Origin of the sequence: Clostridioides sp. ES-S-0190-01 (assembly GCF_020658275.1) — a bacterium.
Lineage (GTDB): Bacteria > Bacillota > Clostridia > Peptostreptococcales > Peptostreptococcaceae > Clostridioides.
Window position 1 is genome coordinate 109,919 of sequence record NZ_JACVWA010000024.1, and the last position, 13,043, is coordinate 122,961.

The 13,043-nt window shown below is 28.9% G+C and carries 9 protein-coding genes; all 9 read left to right on the forward strand.

Annotated features, from left to right (window positions below; all coding sequences use genetic code 11):
- Nucleotides 1–15: 15 nt before the first annotated feature.
- A complete protein-coding gene (locus IC214_RS09860) occupies nucleotides 16–789 on the forward strand; it encodes a hypothetical protein (RefSeq protein ID WP_227831949.1) in 774 nt (257 codons plus the stop codon).
- 108 nt (nucleotides 790–897) lie between these two features.
- The gene (locus tag IC214_RS09865; protein WP_227866582.1) at nucleotides 898–2,868 is read left to right on the forward strand and encodes a hypothetical protein; all 1,971 of its coding nucleotides are present in this window, start codon (nucleotides 898–900) and stop codon (nucleotides 2,866–2,868) included.
- 97 nt (nucleotides 2,869–2,965) lie between these two features.
- Nucleotides 2,966–3,679 carry a hypothetical protein gene (locus IC214_RS09870; RefSeq protein WP_227866583.1) on the forward strand — a complete coding sequence of 238 codons (714 nt, stop codon included), beginning with the start codon at nucleotides 2,966–2,968 and terminating at the stop codon, nucleotides 3,677–3,679.
- A gap of 59 nt (nucleotides 3,680–3,738) precedes the next feature.
- Nucleotides 3,739–5,049: a phage tail tape measure protein gene (locus IC214_RS09875; RefSeq protein WP_227866584.1), complete on the forward strand. Its 1,311-nt coding sequence runs from the start codon at nucleotides 3,739–3,741 to the stop codon at nucleotides 5,047–5,049.
- 290 nt (nucleotides 5,050–5,339) lie between these two features.
- Nucleotides 5,340–5,513 carry a hypothetical protein gene (locus IC214_RS09880; protein WP_021387274.1) on the forward strand — a complete coding sequence of 58 codons (174 nt, stop codon included), beginning with the start codon at nucleotides 5,340–5,342 and terminating at the stop codon, nucleotides 5,511–5,513.
- Between the two features lie 573 nt (nucleotides 5,514–6,086).
- On the forward strand, nucleotides 6,087–6,242 hold the full coding sequence (locus IC214_RS09885; RefSeq protein WP_227866585.1) for a hypothetical protein: 156 nt from the start codon (nucleotides 6,087–6,089) through the stop codon (nucleotides 6,240–6,242).
- 277 nt (nucleotides 6,243–6,519) lie between these two features.
- Entirely contained in the window at nucleotides 6,520–6,756 is a 237-nt protein-coding gene (locus IC214_RS09890; RefSeq protein WP_227866586.1) for a hypothetical protein, read from the forward strand.
- Nucleotides 6,757–7,024: 268 nt separating this feature from the next.
- Nucleotides 7,025–7,171, forward strand: a complete 147-nt coding sequence (locus tag IC214_RS09895; RefSeq protein ID WP_227866587.1) for a hypothetical protein — start codon at nucleotides 7,025–7,027, stop codon at nucleotides 7,169–7,171.
- Between the two features lie 168 nt (nucleotides 7,172–7,339).
- Nucleotides 7,340–13,043, forward strand: a 5,704-nt coding sequence (locus tag IC214_RS09900; protein ID WP_227866588.1) for a hypothetical protein, incomplete at its 3' end; no start/stop codon positions are given.

Below are 13,043 nucleotides of genomic sequence, written 5' to 3' on the forward strand. Positions count from 1 at the left end.
ATGGGGTAAATTAAATTGAGTCAAAAAGTAGAATTAATTTCAAACTTACTTAGTGAATTAGAAGCAATGAGTGATATAAGACTAATTAAAGAGTATATAGACAATATAGATAGTTTAAATATTCCTTTTAGCCAAACTGAAAAATCTGATATTGATAGATTATTGATGTATCAAGAAAATGATTTTTCTAATATGGCTACTAGAAAAAGTATCTTATCTGCTAAGTCTAGGTTAATAGCTTACTTAAGGTCATTGATAAATAACATTGCAAATAAAACTAATTTAAGTAATATGGGTGTATTTACTGAAGATGTCACCAAAATGATTATAAGAAATGTGCTGAGTAATTTTTATATGCATATATATGAAATGTATGAAGCTAATACTCATGGGAAGGCACATATAACTAAAGATAAATTAAATGATATAAAAATAGGAAACGAATATGATGTTCAAAGGATTTTATATTCAATTATAAAACCTATTTTTCCAGACTCAAGGGTAGAAGTCAGTGATGATACAGGAAATGCATCTATTAGATATGATATATTCATAGAGCAGTATGACTTAGTTATAGAAGTTAAGTGTTCTAGAGAATCTATGACTGAGAAGAAGTTAACAGAAGAAATAGGCTCAGATGGATTTCACTATAACTATAGGAACATATTTTTCTTTATATATGATAAAAATAGAGTTATAAAAAATAAAGTGGCATTTGTTAATACATATACTAGATGTGATGAAAATAAAAATATAGAAACAATAGTTATTCAACCTATAAATCTATAAATCAATTTAGGGTATTTTCATTTAAATCTACATGATAGACTACATAGAGGTGATTTAGGATAAAAGGAAGGTAATTTAGGTTACCTTCCTTTTGGAGAAGGTGAGATTATGGTTAAAGATGTTAAGTTGAAGAAGGGTATGTGGAGAGATGAAGTTAATAGGTTGTTGAAGGAACATGATGTTGATTTAGAGTTGGTTGATGAAATATATGGTGGAGTAGATTATAAATACAATTGGAAATGTAAGTGTGGAGAGGTATTTATAAGAACTTGGAGTAAAATTAAAGCTAGAGAATCAATAGGATGTCTAAAATGCATAAATGGTATTAAAGATGAATATGAAAATATATCAGAAGTCTATATAGTTAAAGGTATGACTAGAGAGATAGTTAATAACTTTATAGGTAAATGGATATTGTTAAATGATAATATTTATCTAGGAAATAAATATAGACATAATTGGAAGTGTATAAAATGCGGCAAGAACTTCGAGACAATATGGTCTGATATAAGAAGATGGAAAAATATTGAATGTGAAAATTGTAAATTTTTAAAAAAAGAATGCTATGATTCTATCCATGAAGTTGTGTTGATAAAAAATATGAAAAAAAAAGAAATCAATAAATTAATTAATAACTGGTTATTATTAGAAGACAATTTTTATAAAAATAATTATTACTTGCATAATTGGAAGTGCCTAGAATGCGGAAATATATTCAAAAGATCTTGGGGCAATATAAAATCTGGAAATAGAGTAAAGTGTGAGAAATGCAGATTAAATATAAAAAAATATTACAATAATATCTCAGAAGTAAAATTAAAAAAGGGGATGGATAAAGATGAGGTTAATAACCTTGTAAGTAAATGGCTATTTCTTGAAGACAATACTTACCTAGGTTCAACACATGATCATAGCTGGATATGCTTAAAGTGTAATAATGTATTTCAAAGAAATTGGAGCAATATAAAGCACTCTAATAGAGTTTTCTGTTTAAATTGTTCTGATAATACAGCTGCTATGTCAAAAAGGGGCAATATAAGAATCGAAGATTCTATTTGGTATAATGATAAAAAAATTTCCAATATGATATTTAGTGATAAATTTGGAAATAAAGTAGACACAAAACAAATTAGTAAATGCTCTGGTAAAAGTTTTTATTTCAAGTGTGATAAATGTGGAAAAATAAGTGATAGACCTAAAAAGCTAAGCAATATTTACAATAGAGGATATAAATGTAGATATTGTTCGGATGGAATTTCGTTACCAGAGAAATTTGTTCAAAATATTTTAAATCAAAAATCTATAAATTTTGAAACTCAAAAATTATTTAACTGGAGTATGAAGGTTCGAAGTGAAGATAAATATTTATATAAATTTAAAATATATGATTTTTATTTACCAGACACTAATATAATTATTGAGGTTCAAGGAAGACAACACTTTCAAGAAAATGGAAGGAAAGGAAAAAGGAGTAGGACTTTGAAAGAAGAACAAGCTAATGATAAATTAAAAAAGGAATTGGCTCTAATAAATGGTATAAAAGAAAAAAATTATATAGTTATAGATTGTAGAAATTCTGAGTTAGCTTGGTTAAAAGAAAATATTACTAAGTCACTAGGGAATATATTCGATTTAAGTACGATAGGCTGGAATAAGGCATGGGAAGAAAGTCAAAATAGTTTGTGTGTTAAAGCATGGGAATTATGGAATTATGGAACTAGAAGTACTAAAAAAATTAGTGAGATCTTAAGTGTTAATAGAAGTACAGTGATTGATTATCTTAAGAGGGGTAAAGAGATTAATAAATGTGATTACAATCCCAAAAAAGAAATGTTAAAAAATGCAGAAAAACAAGGACATAAAAAAAGTAAATCTGTAATTTTAATTAATAGAAGTAATAAAGAAAAGAAATTTAACTCCTTAAAAGATTTGTATGCTTGTTTGAATATATCAGAAAGTTCATATAAAAAAAGAATAGAATCAAATAACAATATAATAAGATTGGATAATATAGCAAATACAAAACTGAAAAATAAACTAAAATTATTTGATGGGTGTATTATTAAATATTTGAAATGATGTTGTGGAAATAGGAGTTTTACTTCTATTTCCTTTTGTAGTATAAATTTTCCTTTAGACTTGATATAATTAAAGTATCAGAATAGGGGGAGATATTATGGAAGAATATTTAGGTCATTTTATTTTAATAGGGTTGGGTGTGGGATATATGATTATTTATTTTTTTGTATCAACTTTTGTAAATAATGCTAAAGAAAAAGAAGCAAGATTAAAAAGAATAGCGGAAAGAAATAGAGAAAAAACAAAAGTAGAACAGGCGATACAAAAAAATATTTCAATGGCTAAATGTAAGGCTTTTGGTAACTCAAATAGTGATAGTGTTATATTGAGTAATAATGGAAAAATATCCATTATTCATGTTGGATTTAAAACAGCATCTAAAAAAAATATAGAAGATTTAATAAGTATTAAATTCAATATGCAAGTTAGTGAGAAGAATAAGATGAGAATAATATCCGTAGTTCCAACTTATGATAAATATACTTTTGTAGAAAAAATATATTTAACTTTAACATTTGAGCTTAATAGTTATGAAATATTTTATATCCCACAATACAAAAATATAAATAATGCAGATATTCAAGAAAAAATAAAAGAAATGGAAAGATTTAAACTAGTTGTAGAGAATGAAGCAACTAAATTTAAAAATGCTAAAATAGAAAGCAATAATAATATAAAAAAAGATGATGATGAGGATATATCTAAAATTTCAAATGCATTAAAAGAATTACAGAGTTTGAAAGAGCAAGAAATATTAACAGAAGAAGAATTTAATGAAAAGAAAAAATTATTATTGGAGAAAATTAAATAAAAATATTAAGACAGTATATTAACTGTCTTTTTTTATGCATTAAAAAAGGAGTTGGTTAAATGGCAGAAGAGTTTAAAATTAAGACCAGTATTGAACTTGATGACAAAAAGGCTAGGCAACAATTAGCATCATTGAAGACATCTGCAAAAGAAAATAATATAAAATTAAATGTAGAAATGAACACATCATCTCTAAATAATTTGAAACAATTAGAGAACACATTAAAACAAATTAATAAACTTAGTAGAGAAACACAAAATGGATTATTTGGTGGAAAAGGTAGCTCGAATGGAAATATAAATAAGTTAACTTCTCAATATGATAACTTTAAGAAGAAAATAGAATCTACTCAAAGACAATTAAAGAAATTTACTCAGACAAACATTTTAGATAATAAGCAAATAGGAGAAATTAACAAATTATCAGGAGAGTTGAAAAGATTATCTAATATTAAATTAGATGGTTTAAATTCAAAAGCTTTATCAGATTTATCAAATGTTCAGTCTAAGTTGGCTAATATGAAAATACCAGATATGAATACGAAAATGGCTTCTCAATTTAAAACTCTTCAAAATGAAGCTGGTAAATTAGCAAATAAAATAGAGTCATTAGGTAAATCTGGATATGCAGATACATCTAAACTACAAGGTTTATCAAACTCGTTAAAGGCAATTCAAAATTTGAATCTTAAAAATCTAACTTCTAACCAAATACAATCAGAAATACAAAAGCTAGAACAATTAAAAAATAAAGTTAAAGAAGTAGAAAACACTACTAAAAATACTAAATTAGATGCTAAATTCAATATGAATCTTTCTAGAGTAATTTCAGATTTGAATAGACTTAGACAAAAATGTTTAGAATTAGGTCAATCAACTGCTGGAATTGATAAACTTGAAAAAGAATTAATGCAATTAAATGGGATGCCTTTAGGTCAAAAAGTAAAGGAATTAGATGCAATAAAAAATAGATTAAGCAATATGAAATCTAATTTCACAGGATTAGGAACTAGTGTAAAAACAACAAATGGTTTCTTTAGTGATTTATATAATTCAATGAGAACTTATACTTTAGGTAATATGATAGGTATGTCTATTACAAATGGTGTAAGAAACATTAAAACAACGATTATTGAATTAGATAGTGCATTAAGAGATATGATGAAAGTAGCACCTGATAATTTTGAAGGTACAAGTGAGCAATTAAAGAATGTAAAAAATGAAGCAATCTCGATAGGGAAAGATACAGCTAGAGCATCAGAAGATATAATTCAAGGAGCATCTAAAGCTCTACAGACTGGTGTAAAATCTGTATCAGACAGTTTAAAGATAGCTAAACAATCAGCAGTTTTTGCAAATGTTGGTGAATAAATTGCCGTCTTAATTCAACAATCATAGAAGAATTAAGATTATTAATGGGAAAAAAACAGGAAAGCTTTAAAATGCTAACCCGAGTGGAAGGCTAATTTTAAAAGATTAGTCACACGCAACGCATAGAGATTGAAACTAGAAATAGAATATAATATCTCCAAGAGTTCCCATTTACTTTATGATTTAATTATAAGTAAAAAAGATATGCTAAACTGAGTTGGAATTGACCAACTGATGAAAATGAGAGAAATCTCCAGAGCAGTAGATAAAAAGCTACTGGTTAATAATAAATGGATTTAGACCAAGAAACTGCCGATAAGTATTTAACTAGCGTTATGTCCGCTTATGGTGGAATGACAAAAGCATTAAAACCAATTAAAGATACTAGAGTTCAAATAAAAGGAATGAGTAAAGATTATGATAATCTTACAAAGTTTCTTGATTTATCGAATTATGCAGGTTAATAAAATAGCCCCTTTATATAGAAATATATAATTGAACTCAGAATATGCTGGAAACTCCTTAGAGCCTTAATTAGTAAGTGTATTTGGAAACTTATACATCATCTGAAAATATTAAGGATTGGACAATCAGCAGAGATAGACCTAAGTTCAAAAAAGAATATGGTAAGCTCTCAACGACTACCAATGAGCATCCTAAATGGGTGATGGTATAGTCTATTCCCTTTTAAATATCGAGAAATCGAGGGTATAAAAGAATAATTTTGCAATAACAACTGGCGATTAATTTTAGTCGCACTATATAGTAATATATAGTTAAAAACTCCTTTAATTGCTGGGAACTCCTTAGAGTTAACTAAACTACAACATAATTGGAAACGATAAATGTGAATGTTTAAAAATTAGTTGGATTGGACAATCAGCATCCAAGCTCCGTATAGGAGAAGGTTCAACGACTATTATGTAGATTCAAGTGAATCGAAATGGGGGGCATCCTTAAAGGATGAAGATATAGTCTCGTCTTTATAGAGATATAAAGAAGTTCATAAGAGAACTGATTAGGATTAACGAACCTAATTGAAGGCATCGGTCGGAGCAGCGTTACAGCGAAGTGCGAGTATGTTATCATCAGCAGGTGTCTCTATGGAGGACTCTGTTGCATTGATAATTGGAGGAAATGAATCTGTACAAAATGCTGAAAAAGTAGGTACAGCACTCAAAACAATTGGTTAATAAAATAGCCCCTTTGTATAGTGATATATAATTGAACTCAGAATATCAGGGAAAGTCCTTAGAGCTTTAATTACCAAGCATTAGAGAAATCAAAATGTGGCATTGCTAATCACAATGGTATGGTAATAAGATTAAAGATTGGATAATCCTGAGACACAGTCCTAAGTCAATTGATAAGGAAAGGTCGCAACGACTATCAATGAGCATCCTAAATGGATGATGGTATAGTCTATTCCCATTTTTAAATATCTGGAAACAGAGGGTATTAAAGATAAATATGAGTGGTATTAAGGCTTCCGCCTCCACAGGAGAAATCTCGCTTAATAAAACAGCTAAAACTTTACAAGAAACAGCTAAAATAAATGTATTAGATAAACAAACTGGTCAAGTAAGAGATATGATGTCAATTTTAGATGAGTTGGCAGAAAAGTGGCATAGTGCTGGAGAAGATGCTTTAACTAAAAATCAAAAAAGTGGTATTGCCGAAGCGATTAATTTTAGTCGCACTATATAGTAATATATAGTTAAAAACTCCTTTAATTGCTGGGAACTCCTGTTAGGCTTTTAGTACTAAGTGTAACAATCTAAAAGATAAGGACAATCAGCAACCAAGACTCAGACAGAGTAAGGTTCAACGACTAGGTTATAAACCGTACATATCAAGCTATTGGATATGGAAATGGGGAGCATCCTTAAAGGATGAAGATATAGTCTCATCTATATGGAGACATATAGTAGTTCATAAGAGAACGGGTTAAGCATAGCGAACTTAACTGAAGATTTTGTTCAGGCAAAAACCACATAAATACTTTCATGGCTATCATGGACAATTGGAATCAGGTAAAATAAATTGCCGTCTTAATTCAACTACCATAGAAGAATTAAGAGTATTAACAGAGAGAAAATCTGGAAAGCTAAGTTTATTTTAATAAATACGCTAATCAGAGGTGAAGGTAAGTTTTAAAAGGCTTTCCATCCGCAACGCATAGAGATTGAAACTAGAAATAGAATATAATATCTCCAAGAGGCTCTGTGGCTTTATGGTCTTTGTTATGAGTACAAAAGATATGCTAGACTGGACTTGAAATGACAAGTCGATGAAAATGAGGAAAACCTCCAGAGCAGTAGATAAAAAACTACTGGTTAATAACAATCGAAAAAAATTTCAAAGTTCATGGCTCGATGGTGATGTTTTAGGTTCTGCTTCTGCGGAAAATGAGAGATTTATAAATTCAGCAGAAGGAAAGATTATAAAGTTAAAAGAAAGTTTAAAACAATTAGTTACAGATACTATATCCACTGATATGTTTAAGACTAGTTTAGATGGATTATCTGGAATTACTGGTGTTTTAAATGGTATAACTAAAGCAGCAGATAAAATGCATGTTTCACTTCCTGTAGCCCTAGCAGGTTTATCGTCTTTATTTATGACAATTAAAGCATTAGGAACTGGCAAACCAATTACAAATCTAGGTGGAAGTATATTTAGTGCATTTCAAAATAATAGAAAATCTGTTAAATTTAAAGATTTCGAAAAAGCAACGAAATTTACTAATCAATATACGAATGCCATAAATAAAAATACTAATGCTTCAAATAATAATGCTAAATCAAATGCTATTGTCAATAGAACTATAAAAAGTCAAAAAGGTATTGTAGGGAATTATGTATCAACAACTAACAGTTTAAAAAAGGCTACAGCTAAAGAAATAAAAATAAATGAAGACAGAACAAAGTCGTATGAAAAGTACAATCAAAAATTAAAAGTAGTATCTAAAAGTAGAAAAGATACAATCGGTGATGGACTTAGTAATATTGGTAAAGCATTTGCAGGAAGTAGCATTGTAAATTTTGGTAAGGGCATAGCAACTACAGTCGGAAATTCTTTAGTATTAACTGCTGCATTTGCAGGAGTAACTTTGTTGGCTCAAGCTATGGAAAATTATGCTAACAGGGAAGAAAATGCATATCAAGCTAGAAAGAAAAATATACAAGCTTCAAAACAACAAATCAATTCATATGAAAGCCAAAAAACTCAATTACAAGCACTTGCAGAAGAATATGATAATTTATCTAAAAAAGAAAATAAGTCTAAAGAAGATAATAATAGATTAAATGAACTAAAACAACAGATTGGAAAAATAAAACCAGATTCAGTTATAGGAACAGATGAAAATGGCATACCTATTTTAAAAGGTCAGGTCACTGACTTAATTGCTGAAATAGACAGAGCTATTAATGCAAAAGAAAGATTGATGTCCTATGATAAACATGACAATGCAGAAACAGCTGCTAAAAAATTAAATTCTCCAAGTAAAAATCCAAATAAAACTTTGGAAGAAAGAATGAGAGAAAGTGAAACTGGTAAGCTTGTAAAAATAGAAGAAGATTATACAGCAGAAGTTGAAAAGAATAAAAAAAGACAAGAAAAAGCAATAGAAAAATATAATAATTCAACTGGCAGAGCAAGAGATAAAGCTAGAAATGAATTAATGTCAGCAAAAGCAGAAGAAGAGAAGATTTATTTCAAGTATGATGAAATGTATAGAAATCAAGTTAATAAGATTCAAGGCTATTCAAAAGAAATAGGCGATGGAATTTTCTCTAACATTAAGAATAAAACTCTTTACAGTGGATTAGAAGGAAATGATAAGTCTAATTTTGCTGGACTTGAGAGTTTATTTGATTTTAGTGAGGTTACACCAGATACTTTAGTAGACACAGAACAAGCAGTTAATAAATTACTTACTGCTGTTAGAAGTGGAAAAGTTGATGTAGGAGATTTATCTAAAACTCTTAAAGATGCAAATGAAGAATTTGCTAGAACACAAGATATAGAGAAATATAATCAAACAATAGATAAAACAGCTAAGAGCATAGCTAAAGCAACTAATACAGATGTTAATATATGGGGAAATTTATTTGGTCAAGTTAATCCTAATGGTATTAAGGATATGACATCAATAAATACATTATTAGCGAAGTTTGGTAAGACAAAATTAGATTTGGCCAATGGTGATGAATTTGCAATGCAACTTCAAAATCAATTTGATAGCATACAAAACATCTTAGATACAACAACAATAACTGGAGATGTGAAAGTTGATGCAAATATATTAACTGACATTAAAAATACTAAGGAAGTTCCTAGCCAAGTTAAAGGTATGATAGATTCTTTATTAGGAACAGGGGCAAGTTCCACTGATGTATTGAAGTTCACAATGGATGTTTTAATGGAGTTACAAACTGGTGACCCAGATATAACTAAACTTCAAAATGACTTAGATAACAAATTTGGAAAAGGTACGTTTACCATAACCCCAGAAATACTTTTAAGTGATGATTCAGGTCAAGCTAATGTAAATCAAATAATAGATAGTTTAAAACAAAAGTATGAAGAAGTGCCAAAAAAGGTTATTACAATAATTCAAGCAAATCCTACCACAACATTACAAGAAGCTGATTCATTAAAACAAATGTATGATAGATTTCCAAAAGAAATAAATACTATCATAGAACAAAAGGGTGCAGATGAGGGTGGCAAAAAGGTATTAGAGTTAACTTCTAAATATAAGAAGATACCATCTAAGCTTAGAACTAGTTTAGAAACAGATGGTGTTGGACTGGAAAAAGCTGTACAAATCTCAGAAATATACAATAAAATACCACCAGAACTAAAGACATACCTATTAGCTGATGGGAAAGATGCTTTATATAATGCTACAAGTTTAAAAGATGCATTAGAACATATCCCGAAAGAGAAAATAACTGAAATATATTTAAATAAAAATGAAAATAACTTTGGGATACAAGATCTAATAACCTCATTAGATAAAATTCCTATGAGTAAAGAAGTAAGAATTGACATCTATAAAGCGTTAACAGAAGGGGATATAGACGCTCTAGGTAAAGCCATTGAAAGCCTACCACCAGATAAAAGAGTAGAAGTAATTGCCGAAATAGAAAAAGCTAAAGATGATATTAAAACTATTAGTTCTTCTGAAATAGCAAATAAAATTTTTACTATAGAGGTTAAGGATTTAGCATCAGATACTATTGAGTGGATTCAAAATAAGCTAAAAGAAATAAAGGGTGACAAAGATAAAAAAGACCCTGTCAAAGATGCGAAAAATTCTACTGAAGAAGCTATAGGAAAATCTTCAAGCAATAAAAATCCTTTAAAATCAAAAGTAAAAGAAGCTAATGATGTAGTTGACCATATATTAAATACTCCTGTTACAAAAGAAATTAAACTACAGGTAGAAAATAGAGACTTTAAAAAACAATTAGATTCAATTACACAACTTGATGGTAGGGATGAAGTAAAATTAAAACTTGAATCTTCAGGTGTGAATATAGAACAGGTAGGAGTATTTTTAGATACAATAAAGAATCTCCCTACAAGTTCAACATTTACAAATAAATTTATAGTTGATAATGTAGATAGTTTAAAAGGATTAAAAGATTATCAAGCTGTAGTTGAATGGATTAAAAATAATCCTACAATGGCAATGGACTATGATATCAATATAAATAATTTAGAAAACTTTGATGAGCTAAAAGAAGTCTATACTAGTTTAGATACAAAAGAGAAAAAACAAGTATTTGCGGAATTTGTAATTAACAATCCAAATAAATTAGAAGAATTTCAAGAATTATATAGTAAGACTCCCGAAGATACTAAAACTGCTGTTATTAATTTTGCTGTTGAAAATGCAGATAAATTAAGAAGTGCAATTGATTTATATAATACTACACCAGAAGAGCAAAAAGATAAAGTTTTAAATTTTATATTGAATAATCCAGATAAGTTATATTTAATTCAAAGTCTTTATGATGACTTTCCTGATAATAAAGATATTATAGCCAACCTTATAGTAAATAATCCAGAAGCATTAGATGAGGTTGAGAAATTAAATGCTTTAGATTTAAATAAAGATGTAAAAATAAACATAATAAAATCTCTTGCAAATGGAGATATTGATTCATTAGTTGAGGAAATAGATAAATTGCCTCCTGATAAACAAGTTGAAGTAATTGCAGCGGTAGAAGGAGCTATTGCTGGGATAGATAGTGTTGATAAAAAAACACTAAGTCCTAAATGGGCTAAATTAAAAGCAGATGCAACTGACGCAAATAATAAAATCAACCAAACTGAGAATAAAAAGATAAGCGACAAAAGCTTCAATATTATAGGTCATGTTAGTATAATTTCAAAAGTAACAAGTGGACTTGTTGACCTTGCTCATAATGCTGGGCTTGGTGGAGGAAAGAGTGATAGGAAAAGTGTACAATCCATAAATTCTATAGAAACTCCACAACCAATTCCAGCAAATCTATCCCAACCTAGAACATCAGAACCAGTACCAATAAGTGACGAAACTCCTGTAACAAAGCCATCCTTATTCTCAAGAGCAGTATCAAGAGCCACTGCACCGATAAAGGCTCTTAAAACATTAACTCAAGACACTCCAATAGATAAAAATTTTGATGCTATTATAAAATATGAAATAGAGTTATTTAAAGAATTAGAGAACCAACTTTCAAAAGTAACAAATGAACTATCATTGCTAGATAAGCAAATGAAAAATGCTACTAATGAGCAGAAACTCAATTATCTTAAAAAACAAAATGAACTATATAAAGAGCAGGAAAGACTTTTAAATAGAAAAGAATCTCTTACAAAAGATGAAGCAAATAGATTTAAAAAGGTATTGAGTGACAAAGGTTTCAAATTTAATTCTGATGGAAACATGACAAATTATGAAGAGTTATCTATAAAGAAAGAAAAAGAATTAGCTAAACTTGAAGCAGAGGCAAATAAAGAGAAAGCATCTGATAAGACTAAGAAGAAATATGAAGATGCTAAAAAAGCTTGGGATGAAACTAAGAAATATCGTGATGAATATTTAGATATCATGTTTACTGAACTACCAAAAGTAGTTGAAGAAAAACAAGAAGTAGTAAATGCTACAAAAGATATGGCAAAAGCAGAACGAGAATTAAAAAATGAGGCTTGGAAGCTACACAAAGAATCTGAATGGACATCTATGAATAGAGATGTTGAAGAAGTTAATAATCAGCTTGAATTGTTAGATGTACTGATGGGAAGTGCTTTTGGAGTTGAAAAAAATGATTTACTTCAACAAAAACTAGATTTATTAGAAAAACAGAAAAAAGAAATGAGTGAAACTACGGCTTACATGAAACAAAGTCAAAATGAAATAAAGGGTAAACTTCAAGGTTTTGGATTTCAATTTAGAGATGATGGTACAATAACTAACTACATTCAACAACTAGACAAGTTATTCCAAAGTAATGATAACTTTGATGAAGCGAAAGAATTAGTTGATGCATACCTAGATTTAATGATGGATAAAATTCCTGATGCTGAAAAAGAAATGGCTAAGTTAGATGCTACAATTAAAGCAGCATTAAAAGAAAAGTTAGAAACTACTAAAGAAATAGAAGATGAGATAACTAAAGTCTATGAAAAGCAAATTGAAGAACGTAAGAAACAGATAGACGATGAGCTTAAAAAACGTCTGGATGCACTTAATAAAGAAAAAGAAGCCTACAATAAAGCTAGAGATAAAGCAGATTATCAGCGTGATTATGATGATAAATCAAAAGAAATAGAGGAACTTCAAAAGAAATTAGATATTGCTGAAAGAGATAGTTCACTATCAGGACAAAAGAAGGTACAGGAATTAAGAAAAGAATTAGAAGAGGCTAAGAGAGCATTAGAAGATTTAGTTCAAGACCAAATTGATAAAGATGTAAACGATATGTACGATGATG

Excerpts from the sequence above, each read along its gene's own strand:
- IC214_RS09865 (WP_227866582.1), top strand. The coding sequence starts at position 898 with ATGGTTAAAGATGTTAAGTTGAAGAAGGGTATGTGGAGAGATGAAGTT.
- IC214_RS09870 (WP_227866583.1), top strand. The coding sequence starts at position 2,966 with ATGGAAGAATATTTAGGTCATTTTATTTTAATAGGGTTGGGTGTGGGA.
- IC214_RS09875 (WP_227866584.1), top strand. The coding sequence starts at position 3,739 with ATGGCAGAAGAGTTTAAAATTAAGACCAGTATTGAACTTGATGACAAA.
- IC214_RS09880 (WP_021387274.1), top strand. The coding sequence starts at position 5,340 with ATGGATTTAGACCAAGAAACTGCCGATAAGTATTTAACTAGCGTTATG.
- IC214_RS09890 (WP_227866586.1), top strand. The coding sequence starts at position 6,520 with ATGAGTGGTATTAAGGCTTCCGCCTCCACAGGAGAAATCTCGCTTAAT.